A 15,022-nucleotide genomic window follows, 5' to 3' on the forward strand; every position below is an offset into this window, starting at 1 on the left:
CTGGTCGTTAGCCGGTTGTTCTGGTGCGACGCTGCTTGAGGGCGGAGAGAGCGCTACGAGCCTCTTTGACGTTGTTGGCAGCCACATCTGCCAAGCCCTTGCTGGCATCTGCGATTAACAGCAAGTGGATGCGTTCCCGCTCCAGTTGATGATAGTAATCCAGCCTCTGCGCATCGATGATGGCAACGTAGCTCTCGCCGTTCTTTGTGACGATTTTCTCAGCACCGGCTTTTACTTGGTCGGCCAGTTCGGACAGATTGGCTCTAGCGTGGGACAGCGGGATCACGTCGCGGGCTGAGATGGGCATGGCTCACTCCCTAGGCAGCTATTTTGTACAGAATAGCGTACATGATACCGCGATTCGTCCGGCGTCGTCATCGCATGCCCCCGGTGCCAACGAAAACCACTGAAACAGAACGAAAACAAAAAACCGCGAGACAACCCTACATGGTGTTTCCGAACTTCTTCGGCGCTACCTAGATGTTCTGCTGGGCGACCAGCATACGATTGCGGAATGCTTCTTGGTGCCCGGATGTTGTATCGAATGTGCCAGCCATTGCTGAATCCATCGGCACGCACTCGGGTCCGGGAACAGGTGAGTCATCAAAGTGAGCCAGGGGCCGGCGTCACCTGGGGCAGCCGCAAAGGCGAATCCCTCCCACAGATTCAGTGCTCCGTTTGCCATGATCATGGGTTCCTGCGGCTCGAATGCAAGGCAGGAGTGTTGTCTGCGTTCCGGCCATTTGAGCCACGCGGTTCCCAGTTCGACGTACGTCTTGCCGGACAGGAATTGACGGTTTCCCTGGTCGATCCGGAATGCGGATACCGGCACAAATTCCCTTGAAGCGATTCGCCAGATTGCAGGTGGAGTTTGAATCCACGCAAATTGTCCGTTTAAGTCACGCAAGGCGGCTTCGAGGGTATCCGCTGCCGTCGCGCGCGCCTCGGCTTCGCGTTTTGAAATACTCGAACAGATTGTTCGTACTTCCAGGCGGTCGAGCGGTGGTTTGCACTTGGCGACATTGTGCGCCTGAACCCGCTCGAACAGATCTTCCCCGGTTAGTCCAGCATGCGCGAAATGCCCGGCCACGCGGGTCAGCCCATCGTTGCGGCTTCCCTCCGAAATCACTGCGTCAAGGTCAACTTTCCCCGCACCGAGGTTCGATTCCAGAGCTGCAGCCTGATCTGACGGCGCACCATTGATCCAGTTGACAGCTCCCGGATCAGCGCCCGTCACCGCAGCGCAGACGTTGGCAAGGAACGCATCGGGGTTGAGCCAAGTACCCTCGTTGTGCTCATGAAACGCGTCTGCAGCACGCTCAGGGTGCACGGAAGGCAGGTAGTAGAAGCGCGACGGATTCTTGCACGCCTTGTCCGCAAGACCACCCGTCAATTCATTGGTGGCAGTGGACCAGAATCGTGACCATTCAGCCGGGAATACGTCGCGCGTGAGGGGGAAGATCACCCGCGAACACTGCCGCGCTGGCGTATGACTATGTGTGCTGTGAGCCACCCATTCGTATTGGCTGATTGCGCCACGAATTGCATCCAGTGGGATGCCATCCAGATCAAGCACAAGGCAACTGATAGCGACGACGTTAACGTCTGCGCGCGTCGTTCCGGGGTTGAAACGTACGGGACAAAAGCCGGGCATTTGCTCTTTGTACGGACCCGAAAAATGGCTTTCAAATATCTGTTGGACCATGGACCAGGAGCGCTCTCCCGCCCGTAGTGGCGTCGTTTCCGTCAACTTGGAGAAGAGGGAAAACGCAAGCCGCCGGTCGGAACGTGAAGGCTGGATTTCACTCATCTGTGCTCCCTTCGAAATCTATGAGGAACGGCAGGCCGTCGCGTCTCGCTACCTCAGAGACCAGCTCGCGGAGGGCCCTTGCTACGGAAATCCAGCTCGCCTCGGGAACGAACATACCGCTGGCTTCAACCAGATTCTCCGCAGTGCAGTCCAGCATCGTCAGACCGGTGGCGCAGGCGTTGCACACTGCGACGATCTCGACGCCGACAATTTTCTTCCCGTTTCTGCGAATGCTCGTTCCGAAGCGCTCACCATCATGCTGAGCACCGCAGTTGCCGCAAGTAGTCAAACGGCCAATCGCATGAATCAGAGGCAGGATGAACGGGACGGTCGCAGAAATGTCTTCCACGAACTGCTGCGCCGTGTAGCGGCAGGAATTGCGTGTCGTGCACCTCATGCGCTATCTCCCGCTGCTTTCTGAATGAGTTGCCTGATGTCCTCTACTCTCCATGCCGTGATGCGTGCACCGAGCGTTTTGATCGGGGGCGGATAGCGCCCGGTACGGACACCCTCCCACCAGGTGGACTTGCCGACGGGGATCAGTGCCGGGATAGGCGGATTTGCCAGGGGGTCGCCGATGATCTGGCGGAGACGCAGGTAACCGGTTTCGGGGAGTTGGTGCATTTCGTGTGATCCGTTGATGGCTGTACGAGGACACCATCGTATTTTCCGGAACAACATCGTTCCACCCGCCTAGGTTACATATTTAGGCATCCTTATTGGCATTGACAATCTTCGCCACATCTGCGTCGACCAGGCACGTGTCAAAAAGAGCTGCATTGGTAATATTCGCGACAGCGCTGTGCAGCGGCCTGCCGTACTCAGATCCAATAAACATCGAGAGCTCGCGGACAAAGTGCAGTTTTCGGAAATCTTCAGGTCGCCGGGGAACTCGGCCGACGATGCGCGGTATCGACATCGCTTCTTCCGCCAGTTTTGCAGCCTGAATGCGCAGTTTGTCCAAGATGTCAACAAGGGGCGGCCATTCGCGCAATTCGGTGTGCGCATGCGCAACGCGCGCCATTTCGTTCAGATCGTCCCATCCGGTTATCCCATTGGCATCCATCGTCTCGGCGGAAAAAAATTCGTACACCAACTTATCCAGCGGGCCGTTTGCGATAGCGCTTGCCAGCTGCTGCGTCAGGTCAACAACCCGCCGGTACCTTTCCTTTTCCTCCAGACGGCTCTTTACACGCGGCTTCCGGCTGGCTTGCTCAAACACGACAATCGCGCGAAACAGTTTCGTGGCGTGACCAGGGTGCTTCTCGTATTCCTCAAGCGCATCCCACGCCCATCGTATGGCAACGGGCGGATCGCAGTATGGCTTCGTGTCTCGACCAGGACGCTTCGCGTGTTTCTCAAGCGTGCCCCATGCCGATTCCATGCCAACGTGTGTAATTAGGCGTTCAAGCAGGGCGTTGCCCTTCAGCACCGACCTGCTCTCGTACAGATCAATGAGCTCCTTCGGTGCCGATTTGACGTAACGTACCATTCGTGTCATGCGCTCCGCTTCAGTTCGTCTGGGATTCCGCACGTAGCGGCATCTTTTTTTGTCGATTCGATAGGACTAGAAAATATACTCCAATCGGCCATCGTGACGGGCCGCCTTTCAGCCCATCGGTCCAGGCGCAGCGCAATTCATCGCATCACTCCGGACATGAATGGATTGTACTGCTAAGTTTTTATTTTCAAACCAACCGGACGCATCACGGTGCGTCAGTCGCGAAACAACGGATTTTGCGGGATACCGGGACGACGTATTAGATCGGCGTGCAGCCGGGCTCAGGTATTTGTTATCCCGCTGCCCCAAACTTTCCCGAAACAATTCTCGCGCCGGCCTTCAGCCGGTCGAGATAGTCGGCCCACTGCTGCATCATGGTCCGACGTTCCGTCAGGAATCTGGTGCGGTTATAGGCCGTGCCCAAGGCATCGGGCACCTTGTGTGCAAGCTGGTGCTCGATGACTTCCGGCTTGAAATGAAGCTCCTCGTGCAGGATCGTGCGTGCCATCGCCCGGAAGCCGTGCCCGGTGATCTCGGTCTTGGTGTCATACCCCATCCGGCGCAACGCGGCATTGACAGCTGCCCCACTCATCGGCTTGCGCGGATCGCGACCCGGGAACACATTGCGCCGCTGCCCGGTCAGGGCATACAGTTCGCGCAAGATCGCCACCGCCTGGCTCGGCAGCGGAACGAGGTGCTCTGTTCTGGTCTTGGTGACCAGGTAGCGCCACTCCGCCTTGTCGAGATCAAAGGCTGCCCACTCCGCCATGCGGAGCTCGCCCGGTCGCACGAAGAGCATTGGCGCCAGCTGCAGGGCGCACTTGACGACGAAGGTGCCCCTGAATGCCTCAATCGCGCGCAGCAACTCGGCGACATCCTTCGGATCCGTGAGGGCGGCAAAATTCTGATGCGTGACCGGCGCGAGCGCACCCCGCAGGTCGCCTGAAGGATCACGCTCGGCGCGTCCTGTTGCGACGGCGTACCGGAAGATCTGCCCACAGTTCTGCTTGGCCCGCAGCGCCGTGTCGAGCGCACCCCGGTCCTCGATCCGGCGCAGGACCGTCAGCAGTTCGGGGGCCGTGATCTCGGCAACCGGCCGCGCGCCCAGCCAGGGGAAGACGTCGTTTTCCAGCCGCTGGATGATCTTGCTGGAGTGGCTGTCAGCCCACGTGGGCGCGAATTTCGCGAACCACTCACGGGCAATGACCTCGAACGAATTGGCTGCGCGCCCTAGGTTCGAAGCTTTTTCAGCTTTTCGGGTTGCGCTCGGATCAACACCTTTCGCCAGTTCCTTGCGGGCCTTGTCCCGCCCCTCCCTTGCGTCCTTCAGGCTCACGTCCGGGTAGACGCCCAGCGCCAGCAGCTTTTCCTTTCCGTCGAACCGGTATTTGAGCCGCCAGAGTTTGCCGCCCGTCGGAGCGATGAGCAGGAATAGCCCTCCGCCATCGAACAGCTTGCGAGGCTTGTCGTCGGGTTTCGCGTTGCGGATCGTCGTGTCGGTAAGAGCCATTGGGGGTATCGCCCTCGGGCAGCAGGGTGGATACCCCAAGAAGTACCCCAATCTGCGGCCGGATTTGAGTGGATCGTACCGGACATTATAGGCAATAAAAAACCCCGCGAGCCTTGCTGGCTGCGGGGTTTCTGGACTTCCCTGGATTTCGTCGTACGTATTCTTGGTGGAGCGGAGGAGGATCGAACTCCCGACCTTCGCATTGCGAACGCGACGCTCTCCCAGCTGAGCTACCGCCCCACGATTCAATCGATTCTAGCACAGCAATTTCCGCTTGTGCCAAGCACCAAAATTGCGCGACCTCAACCTTAAGAGCCCGCGAAAACGCGCGCATTACTTGGAAGCAGAGAAATCCGGCGCCCCAGCCAAAACCCAGGCCACCACATCCTTCACATCCCCCGCACTCATCCGCGGATGCGCGGGCATAGGAACCGCGCCCCAAACCCCAGCGCCCCCATCCCGTACCTTCTTCTCGAGCTTGCCCTGCGCACCAGCATCACCCTTGTACTTAGCAGCAATATCCTTAAACGAAGGCCCGACGAGCTTCCGATCCACCGCATGACACCCCATGCAAGCATTGGAGCGCGCAACAACCGCCCCGTTACCCACAGCAGCAGCATCAGCAGCAAAAGCCGGAGCCCCTCCTGCAACGGCAGCAAGCACCGCCCCCCCAGCAATCCACCGCCCAGGCGCAACCAAAGCACGCATCACCATCACATCGTCTTCCCATTGCTACCCGGACGCACCGGCGCAGAATCCTTCACCGGCGCGGGCGATTGCACATCGAGCGGTTTGGAACTCACCCCCGCGTCAGGCACCGCGCCCACAGTCGGCGCATCGGCGGCGCTCACCGGCGCTGTCGTCGCGCCATTGCCGCTAGCCGATGCATTCGCCGCAGCCGCCTGCGCCGGCTGAATGTACTGATAGCACTTCACCACCTGCATCACGCCAGGCACCGTGCTCGCAGCGTTCGCGCCAATGTTGCCTTCCTGCGTGGTCACGAGGCCCATCAAATAGATAATGCCGCGCTCGCTCACCACCTTGAAGTTGTTCGCCGAGATGTCCTTATAGGCAATCAGCTCGCTCTTCACGCGCCCTTCGAGGTAAGAGTCGTTGGCGCGCGACGAGAACGAGCTCGCCGGCTGAACCGCCAGTTCGTTGATGACCGATCCCACGTTCGCGACGCCACGCACGAGGGTCTCGGCTTTCTGCTTCGATGCGTCGTCGGGCACCTCGCCCGTTATCAGCACGCGCTGGTTGAACACGGCCACGTTCACGTGCGAGCTATCGGGCAGGCCGCTGCTCAGGTTCGAGAGCGCCTTCACCTGGATCTCGCGGTCTTCGGTCTGCGAGCCCACGGTGCGCCGGTCGGTTGCCACCAGCGCTGTGCCGCCCGCCGCCGCGCCCGCGACGGCGAGGAAGCAACCCTGCAGGCTCGCGCACAGCGAGGCTGCGAAGCCGATCGTCAGCGTGGTCCGGGCCAGCGCGCGCATCTTGCTGTTTCTGCTCATCAACTCCCTCTCCTTCGTCCTTCGCGGTCAGTCTTCGCCCAGCAGCATCGCGTCGATGCCGTCGCACAGGCAGTGGATCGTTAGCAGGTGCACTTCCTGGATGCGCGCGGTCCGATCGGACGGCACGCTCAGATGGATGTCGGTATCGGCGAGCGCATCGTTGACCATGCCGCCACCTTTGCCGGTCAGCGCAATCACGATCATTTCGCGCTCGTGCGCGACTTCGATGGCGGCCAGCACGTTCGCCGAGTTGCCCGAGGTCGTGATGGCGAGCAGCACGTCGCCGGGCTGGCCGAGCGCACGCACTTGCCGCGCGAACACCTGGTCATAGGCGTAGTCATTCGCCAGCGCCGTGAGCACGGAGGCATCGGTCGTGAGCGCGAGCGCGGGCAGGCTCGGGCGTTCGCGCTCGAAGCGGCCGATCAGTTCGGCGGCGAAGTGCTGGGCGTCAGCGGCCGAGCCGCCATTGCCGCATGCGAGTATTTTGTTGCCGTTCGCCAGCGCGGCGAACATCGTGTCGACCGCGGCGGCAATCGGCACGGCCAGGGCTTCCATCGCGGCGAGCTTGACGGCTGCGCTGTCGCGAAAGTGCTGTTGAATTCGTTCGACGGACATCGACTCTCTAATCTGTACTGCGGGTATCGCGAATATTCCGCGTGATTGCGGCGTGCCGCAAGTTTAGCGCACTCACGCTCGTTCTCTTCCGGCGTTCTTTTCCGCTCGCGCTTTCCATACCGATTTTTTCGCGCTCGGCGTCGTGCGTGAACGCGCGTCGCCGTATCGGCTTGCACTTCCTCCGCTCAACGTCCATCTTCGCGAAACGCATCGCGCAGCCACGCGAGGCGCCCGCCGTCGAACGTCACCACGTCGAAGCGGCACGCCAGCGGCAACGCCTCGCGTGCATGCGCGCGCATCGCGAGGCTCGTCAGGTAATGGCGCGCCGCCCGCAAGATGCGCTGCTGCTTGTGCCAGCCCACGCTCGCCGCCGCGCCGCCGTAACCGTGCCACGTGCGTGCGCGCACTTCCACAAAAACAAGCGTGCCGTCGCGATCGCGCATCACCAGGTCCAGTTCGCCGGCACGGCAATGCACGTTGCGCGCGACCAGCACGAGGCGCTGACGCTGCAAAAAAGCGAGTGCGTGCGATTCAAAACGCGCACCTGCCTCGCGGCGTTCGGCATTGGACCGGCCGCGCGCGTAAAAGTTGTCGCAAGGTGGACTCGAAAGTTCATCCGCACCTGCGCGCGTGCGCGAGGCGCGTATGCCGCTCTCGCGCTGCCGCGTGCCCTGTTCCGCTGCGACTTTCCCCACATGGCACAATGACGGCCTCTTTTCCTGCGTTCGCCGTGTCATGACGTCCCTCCTCGAACTCGCCCAGGCCCAGCAATATCCCGCCGCCACGCTGTACGTTGTAGCGACGCCCATCGGCAACGCGGCCGACATCACCTTGCGCGCGCTGCATGTGCTCGGTCTCGTCGATCGCATCGCCGCCGAGGACACGCGCAACACGGGCCAGCTGCTCGCGCGCTACGGCATTTCGAAGCCGCTCATCGCCGTGCACGAGCACAACGAGCGCGAAGCGGCGCTGCGCGTGATCGAGCATCTGCGCGCGGGCGAGCGCGTGGCCTGCGTCTCGGACGCGGGCACGCCCGGCATCTCGGACCCCGGCGCGAAGCTCGTCGATGCAGTGCGTGCCGCCGGTTTCCAGGTCGTGCCGCTGCCGGGCGCGAGCGCGCTCGCCACGGCGCTTTCCGCAGCCGGCGACTGGGTCGCGACCTTCACGTTCCTCGGCTTTCTGCCGTCCAAGCCCAAGCAACGCGCGGCCGCGTTGCAAGCGCTGGAAACGCATGCGAATGCGATGGTGTTCTATGAAGCGCCGCATCGCATTGTCGAAACCGTGCAGGCACTCGCCGATGCATTCGGCCCGGCGCGGCGTCTGCTGATCGCCCGCGAGTTGACGAAGCTACATGAGGCGCTCTGGTGCGGCACCCTGGCCGAAGGGCCAGCGTGGCTGGCCGCCGATGCAAATCGTCAGCGCGGTGAGTTCGTGCTGGTCGTGGAGGGCGCGAGCGCGCAGTCGCCTGGCGACGCCGATCACGATGCGCTACTGCGTGTGCTGCTGGGGGAAGTGCCGCTGAAGGGCGCGGCAAAGATCGCGGCGGCGCTCACCGGCGCGTCGCGCAACGCGCTCTATGCGCGAGCGCTGGAGCTGAAGAACGAAGGCGGCGAGGAAGACGTCAACTAAGCGTCGATAACCGCAACGAGCCGCATCGGGCCATGCGGCTGCAAAACACGGCAGAAAAGCGCCGCAGAAAAACCGAAGGGCCGCGTCGATCGATCGACGCGGCCCTTCATGTTTGCAATCTCAGCGTGGCGAATCTCAGTTGGTGCTCGAGTTTGCTGCCAGCATTTCGGCTTGCGCGGCCTTCGCTTCCTGGCGCGAGAGACCTTCGATGTTCACCTTCGCGGTGCCCGCATGCTGGAGGCCCAGCATCTTCGCTGCCGCATAGGACAGATCGAGAACGCGGCCACGCACGTACGGCCCGCGGTCGTTGATCTTCACCACGACGGACTTCGACGTAGCGGGGACGCTCACGCGCACATAGGAGCCGAGCGGCAGCGTGCGATGCGCAGCGGTCAGCGCCTTCATGTCGAAGCGTTCGCCGCTCGCGGTCTTGCGGCCATGGAACGCGCGGCCGTACCACGAGGCGCGGCCGGTCTGATGGAACGAGCCGACGTCAGGCGTGCTGTCGTCGATCGGTTGTGCGTCGGCAAGCGAGTTGCCCTTGCCGGCGCCTGCTGCAGGCAGCGTCCCGAACGCGGAGCCGTAGCTCTGCGGAGCGGCGAACGCCGTGTGCGCGTCCTTGGTGCTGAGCGCGTTGCCCTGCGCATGGTCCTGCTGACCAGGCGGCATGGCACAACCGGCCAGCACGGACACGGCTGCGAGACTCCCGAGTCGTCGTCGAGAAAGTCCGAATTTCATAAGTTAGCCATCGTGTTTCGGAGCCGTCCCGCGCCTTGGTTGCGCGTTCGCGGATGACTCCGGCGGTCGCAGGCAAAAGAACACCCCTCCCGCCGATCGATGAAAAAAGGCGAGCGAATGCCAATACCCGGATGCAGCCCCATATGCCGCTAACCGCTGGTTTTCTTTCACGTCTGGCGCAGCCTGTCCCCGGCAGCCTGACCAGACCCCACATGCCGCCATCGAACGCGATGTACACGTTCAGGCGCGCCGGTAACACACGGCGCACAGGAACGGCGGCGTAGGCCCCACCCAGCGTCACGGCAGCAAGGCCGTGGCAGGCGCGTAGCACCTGGCTGGGCAAGACGTGCGGTGCCGAACGGATCGGCACCTGATTTGCCATCTTGTAAGGCAGCCTGTTTAGCCAGCCTTCCTCGACGGCACTGCTTGACGGCGATGCATCGAGACCCGTTTTAAACTGCGGGTCACATCGTCCAGTGAATGCACGCGTAACGTGCTTGATGCGTCGCATTATACCTAAAAGTAATTCTTGCCATCCTTCCCTGGTAGAAAACTCCATGATTTTTCACTATTGATGTAACAAAGCCGTTTGTCTTACTCATCCACGGGCCTTGTCTGACAAGGCTGACAGATGCTCTCCAGCAAGCCGAGGCGACGTCTTGCGCGCCCCGGTACAATCGGGTCTTTGGCCTGTACAGATCCCCGCAACACCGTCATCCAAGAGCCGCGCGCATGAAAGTCACGCTTATTCCCGTCACGCCGTTCCAGCAAAACAGTTCGCTTCTCGTCTGTGAGGCAACGCGGCGCGCCGCCGTGGTCGATCCGGGCGGCGACCTCGATCGCGTCGAGGCCGAGATCGCGCGCCAAGGCGTGCAGCTCGAAAAGGTGCTGCTCACGCACGGCCACCTCGATCACTGCGCGGGCGCCAAAGAACTCGCCGAAAAGTTCGGCGTGCCGATCATCGGACCGCATGAGGACGAGCGCTTCTGGATCGATCAGTTGCCGCAGCAAAGCGAGCGCTTCGGCTTTGGCCATGCGCAGGCGTTCGAGCCCGACCGCTGGCTCGCGGACGGCGACACCGTGCAGTTTGGAGATGAAGAGCTGGAGGTCTATCACTGTCCCGGCCACACGCCCGGGCACGTCGTGTTCTTCAGCCGCAAGCATGATCTCGCGCTGGTGGGCGATGTGCTGTTCGCGGGCTCGATCGGCCGCACCGACTTTCCGCGTGGCAATCACGCGGACCTGATCCGCTCGATCCGCGAGAAGCTTTGGCCGCTCGGCAACGATGTCACGTTCGTGCCGGGCCACGGCCCGGTTTCGACCTTCGGCGAGGAGCGCCGCACGAATCCGTATGTAGCAGACAGCGTGCCCGGCGTTTCGGGCGGTGCGAGCCACACCCGCTGGGGTTGAGCGCCGGACCGCGCTCGCCAGCAGCGCCTTGAACCTGTTATCGAATCCAGCCCATGAGTCCAGCGAATCAAGCCGCCATTGAAGAGATCTACGTCAGCACCGACGTCGAGGCCGACGGTCCCATCCCCGGCCCGCACTCGATGCTGAGCTTCGCGTCGGCGGCCTACACTGCCGACAAGCGTCTGGTCGCCACGTTCTCGGCGAATCTCGCCACGCTCGAAGGCGCGGCGCCGCATCCGGTGCAGGCCGCGTGGTGGGAAACGCAGCCCGAGGCATGGGCTGCGTGCCGCAAGGATCTGCAGGACCCGGCCGAAGCGCTCAATGCCTATGTGGATTGGGTGGAGGCGCTGCCCGGCAAGCCGGTGTTCGTGGCCATGCCGGCGGGCTTCGATTTCACCTTCATGTTCTGGTACATGATGCGCTTCGCGGGGCGCTGTCCGTTCTCGTGGTCGGCGCTCGACATCAAGACGCTCGCGTTCGCCATGACAGGCCTGCCGTACCGCAAGTGCATCAAGCCGCGCTTTCCGAAGCACTGGTTCGACGATCACCCGCACACCCACGTCGCGCTCGACGACGCCATCGAGCAAGGCGCGCTGTTCTGCAACATGCTCGCCGATCTGCGCGCGCAGCAGGCCGCGCCAGCAGCCGGCTCAGATCTCGATGATGGGGACACCTCGGGGCAGAAAGCCGCCATCTGACCGTCAAATTTAGGGAATCTCCCTCGTCACGCGCGGTTTGCATTGCGTTTCGTTTTTCCGGCCTCTAACATTCGGAAATACGGCGACGCACATGGAGGCGCATTTGACACTCGATACGTTCTCTCAGAAGATCCTGCGCCTTTTGCAGCTCGACGCGCGCCGCTCGGTGCAGGAAATCTCCGATCAGGTGGGCCTCTCCAGCACGCCGTGCTGGCGCCGCATCAAGGACATGGAGCAGTCGGGCGTGATCCAGCGCTACACGGCGCTGCTCGATCGCGAGAAGCTCGGCCTGCACGTCTGTGCGCTCGCGCATATTCACCTCACGCGGCACACCGAAGGCGGCGTCGAGGCGTTCGAGCGCGAGATCGCGACCTGCCCCGAAGTGACCGAGTGCTACAGCACGACCGGCGAATCGGATTACATCCTCAAGATCGTCGCGCCGGACATCAAGGCCTACGACACCTTTCTGCACGAGCGCATCTTCCGCATTCCCGCTGTCGCGCAGGTGCGCACGAGCGTCGTGCTGCGGGAAATCAAGTTCGATACGCAATTGCCGCTGTGAGCCTTAGCGCCTCGCCCGGCCCGGCTGGCTAACGCGGCACTACGCGCCCGCCGGCCCCGGGCCTGCCGTCGGCGCTTTCAGCGGCGTCGCGGACCGCACCGCCTCCACCTTGCTCGCGCCGAGCTTTCGCGCGAGCGCCTGCATGTCGATGCCGTCGAGACGCCCCGCTTCGCCCCGCGCCGCCAGCACGACCTGAATTTCGAGGCCCGTGCTCAGGTAGTGGAGCGTGACCGCCTCCACGCGCACGCCGTGCGCCGCAAGCGCCTCGCGCAGCGCATTCACGACTTCGCTGCGCGGCGGCAGGTCCGCGACCGAGCGCACGTGCATGTCGTCCTCGGGATCGACGTGGATCAGCGCGTCGAGCACACGCGGATCCTTGAGCAGGCGCGCGCGCGCCATCTCCGCAATGTAGTGCCCTTCCGAAACTGAAATCAGCGGATCGACGAGGATATGCGCGTCCACGAGCGCGAGGTCGCCGGTCTTGCGCGTGCGCAGCTCGTGCACGTCGAGCACGCCGGGCGTGCCGACCAGCGTGGTGCGCAAGTCGGCGGTGGTCGCTTCGTCGAGCGCGCGATCGGAGAGATCCTGGAGCGCGTCCCAGCCGAACACCCAACCCATGCGCGCGACCATGAAGCCGACGATGGCCGCCGCGATTGGATCGAGCAGCCGCACGCCCATGAGGCTGCCCACGATACCGATGGCGACCACGAGCGACGATGCCGCGTCGGAACGCGCATGCCACGCGTTGGCGATCAGCATGGCCGAGCGCACGCGCTGCGCCTCGCGCAGCATGTAGCGAAAGAGTGCCTCCTTGGACACCAGCACGAACACGGCCACCGCAAGCGCGCTTGCGTGGACCGGCGGAATGTCGCCGAGATTGGCAATGCGCGTGCCGGCGCGCGCGAGCATACCCACGCCCACGGCAATCAGCAATGCGCCGAGAAATAATGAGGCTACCGTTTCATAACGGCTGTGGCCGTAATTGTGATCGGCGTCTGGCTTTGCGCCGCTATGGCGGTTCGCAAGCAGCACGACGAAATCGGAAACGAGATCGGAGAGCGAATGAATGCCGTCGGCGATCAAGGCCTGCGAATGCGCAAACACGCCAACCGCGATTTGCAGCACGACCAGCACCGAATTGACGCCGACGCTGACAAACGTGGTCTTGCGCGCGACGCGCTGTTTATCCGATGACGATATGGCAGTGGCGGAGGACATGCGTTACAAAGCGCGAGGTGGAATAGCCGCCATTGTAATGTCCCTACCATGACCAATTGGAGATAACCTTGGAATTTTCTTTTAAATCAGCCGATTACGAGAACACCTCGTATTCGCGTTTACCCACGAAGAACAATGCCGCAAGGCGTTGGCAAGCTATTGGCAAGGTATTGGCAGGAGGGCAACAAAAAAGCCGCGCTTGCCCCGTGACGGCGCGGCTTTTTCGCTTTGCGGGCCGCAGGGCCCATCGCCAAAACGGCAGAAGGCGATTTATTACTTCTGAATCAGGAAATCGTCGCGGTCCTTGCCGGCAATCCAGCGCGGCGGCTTGCCACGGCCCGACCACGTGCTGCCGCTTTCAGGGTCACGGTATTTCGGAGCGACGCTTGCGCGCGAGCGGCTGGCTGCCTTGGCGCCCTTGCCTGCTGCGCGACCGCCGCCGAGTTCGGCCAGCGTAATGCCGTAATCGGCCATTTTCTGCTTGATCTCGTCGAGGACTTCGGCATATTCACGCGCCTTCGCCTCTTCAATCTGCTTCTCCAGCTTTTCTCGCTGAGCGAGGAGTTCCTTGTAGGAAGACATAGGTATCCTGGTGGTTTGTTAATTAATGGCTACCAATCTTGCGTCAGTATGCCCATTGACAGGTGATTTGCCTCGGAATTTGCAGGCGAGATTAACACAGAATCGAATGTCGCGAAAAGCGCAGGCAATAAAAATAATTAAAACGTTTTAGATATCGTAGAGCATCGCACCAGGCCGCGAAGACCTGCCATTTCATGCAAATCGGTATTTTTGCCCAATATCCAATTTTTCAGATAAATCCTGCTCTCATAATTCGCAGGACATGAAAATTAATCGAGAAAAAATCCACAAACATTTCATCTCATGCGAACTTTCGGCAGCACCCATGAATTATCTCTAAATTACGCAACGCACTAGAAGTGGCGGTGAACAGCCTCCGCAGCCTTCTAGACAAAATACTCAGCTTGCATGCCGTGCGAGGCAATCGGCTATCACGGCATGCAAGGATTGCGCGTCGCTCTGCGGCGCCTCGAAAACATAGCGTGTGCGCACGCCATCGATGCCGAGGTCGGCGCCGTAGCGGTCCACGCCCAGCAACGCGAGCCCGTCTCGCCGTTTCGGATGCGCTTCGAAGAAGCGGATCAATGCATCTTCCTCGTCGGCGCAAAGCGGATCGAGCGGGTCGAGATCCGCGCCGTCGAGCCAGCCCATCGCGCCAAAGCCGCCGATATAGCGCAAGCGCTCCACGCGCATTGTCCAGAACGTGAAGTCGCCGAGCGCAAGGTAGCGCGCGGCGTCCGGCTGATACCGCAGGTAGCGGCGCGCGAGCGCGTCGAGGTCAAAATCGGCGTCAAAATCGATGCTCCCGCCGCCTTCGGTCCCGCTAGGCTCGAACCGGCCGAGCAGTGTCATGCGCGGCGCGCTCAGCACATCGTCGCCGCTCATCTGCGCGACGAGGAATCCTGCGCGCGAGTCACTCTGCAGATTGCGCGTGTGCTCGGCGAGCCGGCTCACGAGGATGACCGGGCGGTGGCGCGCATCGGGCACGAACGGCAGCAGCGTCGGGTAAGGAAAGCCGAGCGGTTCGCGCGCGTGGGTGGCGAGCGTGCCGGTGGCGGCCTGATGCAGCAGGTGCAGCGGAGCGTGAGCGGGAATCTTCAAGGAGTGTTCTCGATCGGTGAGGGGGTCGATGGGCGCGGCGCGATCCCATTATTAGAACAGGCCGCGCGGCCGCGAGCAGCCCATGCGCGCCTTCGCTAGAATTTCCGCTCGCCTTTCAAAAAGCTGATTCGCTGTTG

18 protein-coding genes and 1 tRNA gene are annotated in these 15,022 nt (G+C 61.9%); 4 read left to right on the forward strand and 15 right to left on the reverse strand.

Annotated elements, in window-relative coordinates:
- Positions 1-7: 7 nt before the first annotated feature.
- The 11 genes from PWP93_RS11955 to PWP93_RS12005 form a co-directional block, all read right to left on the reverse strand.
- Positions 8-307 carry a type II toxin-antitoxin system Phd/YefM family antitoxin gene (locus tag PWP93_RS11955; RefSeq protein ID WP_421044622.1) on the reverse strand — a complete coding sequence of 100 codons (300 nt, stop codon included), beginning with the start codon at positions 305-307 and terminating at the stop codon, positions 8-10.
- Between the two features lie 165 nt (positions 308-472).
- Positions 473-1,810, reverse strand: coding sequence for a primase alpha helix C-terminal domain-containing protein (locus PWP93_RS11960; RefSeq protein ID WP_421044623.1), 1,338 nt, complete (start codon positions 1,808-1,810; stop codon positions 473-475).
- On the reverse strand, positions 1,803-2,159 hold the full coding sequence (locus PWP93_RS11965) for a hypothetical protein (protein ID WP_421044624.1): 357 nt from the start codon (positions 2,157-2,159) through the stop codon (positions 1,803-1,805). The genes PWP93_RS11960 and PWP93_RS11965 overlap by 8 nt, the downstream gene beginning before the upstream one ends.
- Before the next feature lie 44 nt (positions 2,160-2,203).
- On the reverse strand, positions 2,204-2,434 hold the full coding sequence (locus PWP93_RS11970) for a helix-turn-helix transcriptional regulator (protein ID WP_421044625.1): 231 nt from the start codon (positions 2,432-2,434) through the stop codon (positions 2,204-2,206).
- 82 nt (positions 2,435-2,516) lie between these two features.
- On the reverse strand, positions 2,517-3,302 hold the full coding sequence (locus PWP93_RS11975) for a hypothetical protein (RefSeq protein ID WP_421044626.1): 786 nt from the start codon (positions 3,300-3,302) through the stop codon (positions 2,517-2,519).
- A gap of 301 nt (positions 3,303-3,603) precedes the next feature.
- Positions 3,604-4,821, reverse strand: a complete 1,218-nt coding sequence (locus PWP93_RS11980) for a tyrosine-type recombinase/integrase (protein WP_421044627.1) — start codon at positions 4,819-4,821, stop codon at positions 3,604-3,606.
- A gap of 164 nt (positions 4,822-4,985) precedes the next feature.
- A tRNA-Ala gene (locus tag PWP93_RS11985) sits at positions 4,986-5,061 on the reverse strand.
- A 93-nt stretch (positions 5,062-5,154) separates the two neighbouring features.
- A complete protein-coding gene (locus tag PWP93_RS11990) occupies positions 5,155-5,529 on the reverse strand; it encodes a c-type cytochrome (RefSeq protein WP_421045075.1) in 375 nt (124 codons plus the stop codon).
- Positions 5,530-5,534: 5 nt separating this feature from the next.
- Positions 5,535-6,332, reverse strand: coding sequence for a BON domain-containing protein (locus PWP93_RS11995; RefSeq protein ID WP_421044628.1), 798 nt, complete (start codon positions 6,330-6,332; stop codon positions 5,535-5,537).
- Positions 6,333-6,359: 27 nt separating this feature from the next.
- Positions 6,360-6,947 carry a phosphoheptose isomerase gene (locus tag PWP93_RS12000; RefSeq protein WP_035523528.1) on the reverse strand — a complete coding sequence of 196 codons (588 nt, stop codon included), beginning with the start codon at positions 6,945-6,947 and terminating at the stop codon, positions 6,360-6,362.
- 185 nt (positions 6,948-7,132) lie between these two features.
- On the reverse strand, positions 7,133-7,684 hold the full coding sequence (locus PWP93_RS12005; RefSeq protein WP_421044629.1) for a YraN family protein: 552 nt from the start codon (positions 7,682-7,684) through the stop codon (positions 7,133-7,135).
- Between PWP93_RS12005 and rsmI the strand changes: the two genes are divergently transcribed.
- Positions 7,683-8,576: a 16S rRNA (cytidine(1402)-2'-O)-methyltransferase gene (rsmI, locus tag PWP93_RS12010; protein ID WP_421044630.1), complete on the forward strand. Its 894-nt coding sequence runs from the start codon at positions 7,683-7,685 to the stop codon at positions 8,574-8,576. The genes PWP93_RS12005 and rsmI overlap by 2 nt on opposite strands.
- A 135-nt stretch (positions 8,577-8,711) precedes the next feature.
- Here rsmI and PWP93_RS12015 read toward each other — a convergent pair whose 3' ends face one another.
- Positions 8,712-9,314, reverse strand: a complete 603-nt coding sequence (locus tag PWP93_RS12015; protein WP_421044631.1) for a septal ring lytic transglycosylase RlpA family protein — start codon at positions 9,312-9,314, stop codon at positions 8,712-8,714.
- Positions 9,315-10,046: 732 nt separating this feature from the next.
- Between PWP93_RS12015 and PWP93_RS12020 the strand changes: the two genes are divergently transcribed.
- From PWP93_RS12020 to PWP93_RS12030, 3 genes are all read left to right on the forward strand, one after another.
- Positions 10,047-10,724 carry an MBL fold metallo-hydrolase gene (locus PWP93_RS12020; RefSeq protein WP_421044632.1) on the forward strand — a complete coding sequence of 226 codons (678 nt, stop codon included), beginning with the start codon at positions 10,047-10,049 and terminating at the stop codon, positions 10,722-10,724.
- 53 nt (positions 10,725-10,777) lie between these two features.
- The gene (locus PWP93_RS12025; protein ID WP_421044633.1) at positions 10,778-11,422 is read left to right on the forward strand and encodes an exonuclease; all 645 of its coding nucleotides are present in this window, start codon (positions 10,778-10,780) and stop codon (positions 11,420-11,422) included.
- 91 nt (positions 11,423-11,513) lie between these two features.
- Complete coding sequence (locus tag PWP93_RS12030) at positions 11,514-11,984, forward strand: Lrp/AsnC family transcriptional regulator (protein ID WP_174220033.1); 471 nt, start codon at positions 11,514-11,516, stop codon at positions 11,982-11,984.
- 39 nt (positions 11,985-12,023) lie between these two features.
- On the opposite strand, the gene PWP93_RS12035 is transcribed toward PWP93_RS12030, so the two are convergent.
- From PWP93_RS12035 to PWP93_RS12045, 3 genes are all read right to left on the reverse strand, one after another.
- Positions 12,024-13,202: a cation diffusion facilitator family transporter gene (locus PWP93_RS12035; protein WP_421044634.1), complete on the reverse strand. Its 1,179-nt coding sequence runs from the start codon at positions 13,200-13,202 to the stop codon at positions 12,024-12,026.
- A 273-nt stretch (positions 13,203-13,475) separates the two neighbouring features.
- Positions 13,476-13,784: an H-NS family nucleoid-associated regulatory protein gene (locus PWP93_RS12040; RefSeq protein WP_035523518.1), complete on the reverse strand. Its 309-nt coding sequence runs from the start codon at positions 13,782-13,784 to the stop codon at positions 13,476-13,478.
- A 399-nt stretch (positions 13,785-14,183) separates the two neighbouring features.
- Complete coding sequence (locus tag PWP93_RS12045) at positions 14,184-14,885, reverse strand: HugZ family protein (protein ID WP_421044635.1); 702 nt, start codon at positions 14,883-14,885, stop codon at positions 14,184-14,186.
- Positions 14,886-15,022: the final 137 nt, after the last annotated feature.

Origin of the sequence: Paraburkholderia sp. A1RI-2L (assembly GCF_048957375.1) — a bacterium.
Lineage (GTDB): Bacteria > Pseudomonadota > Gammaproteobacteria > Burkholderiales > Burkholderiaceae > Paraburkholderia.

Excerpts from the sequence above, each read along its gene's own strand:
- PWP93_RS11960 (WP_421044623.1), bottom strand. The coding sequence starts at position 1,810 with ATGAGTGAAATCCAGCCTTCACGTTCCGACCGGCGGCTTGCGTTTTCC.
- PWP93_RS12035 (WP_421044634.1), bottom strand. The coding sequence starts at position 13,202 with ATGTCCTCCGCCACTGCCATATCGTCATCGGATAAACAGCGCGTCGCG.
- PWP93_RS12005 (WP_421044629.1), bottom strand. The coding sequence starts at position 7,684 with ATGACACGGCGAACGCAGGAAAAGAGGCCGTCATTGTGCCATGTGGGG.
- PWP93_RS11995 (WP_421044628.1), bottom strand. The coding sequence starts at position 6,332 with ATGAGCAGAAACAGCAAGATGCGCGCGCTGGCCCGGACCACGCTGACG.
- PWP93_RS12040 (WP_035523518.1), bottom strand. The coding sequence starts at position 13,784 with ATGTCTTCCTACAAGGAACTCCTCGCTCAGCGAGAAAAGCTGGAGAAG.
- PWP93_RS11975 (WP_421044626.1), bottom strand. The coding sequence starts at position 3,302 with ATGGTACGTTACGTCAAATCGGCACCGAAGGAGCTCATTGATCTGTAC.
- PWP93_RS12025 (WP_421044633.1), top strand. The coding sequence starts at position 10,778 with ATGAGTCCAGCGAATCAAGCCGCCATTGAAGAGATCTACGTCAGCACC.
- PWP93_RS12030 (WP_174220033.1), top strand. The coding sequence starts at position 11,514 with ATGGAGGCGCATTTGACACTCGATACGTTCTCTCAGAAGATCCTGCGC.
- PWP93_RS12000 (WP_035523528.1), bottom strand. The coding sequence starts at position 6,947 with ATGTCCGTCGAACGAATTCAACAGCACTTTCGCGACAGCGCAGCCGTC.
- PWP93_RS12015 (WP_421044631.1), bottom strand. The coding sequence starts at position 9,314 with ATGAAATTCGGACTTTCTCGACGACGACTCGGGAGTCTCGCAGCCGTG.
- PWP93_RS11955 (WP_421044622.1), bottom strand. The coding sequence starts at position 307 with ATGCCCATCTCAGCCCGCGACGTGATCCCGCTGTCCCACGCTAGAGCC.
- PWP93_RS11970 (WP_421044625.1), bottom strand. The coding sequence starts at position 2,434 with ATGCACCAACTCCCCGAAACCGGTTACCTGCGTCTCCGCCAGATCATC.
- PWP93_RS12020 (WP_421044632.1), top strand. The coding sequence starts at position 10,047 with ATGAAAGTCACGCTTATTCCCGTCACGCCGTTCCAGCAAAACAGTTCG.
- PWP93_RS11980 (WP_421044627.1), bottom strand. The coding sequence starts at position 4,821 with ATGGCTCTTACCGACACGACGATCCGCAACGCGAAACCCGACGACAAG.
- rsmI (WP_421044630.1), top strand. The coding sequence starts at position 7,683 with ATGACGTCCCTCCTCGAACTCGCCCAGGCCCAGCAATATCCCGCCGCC.
- PWP93_RS11990 (WP_421045075.1), bottom strand. The coding sequence starts at position 5,529 with ATGCGTGCTTTGGTTGCGCCTGGGCGGTGGATTGCTGGGGGGGCGGTG.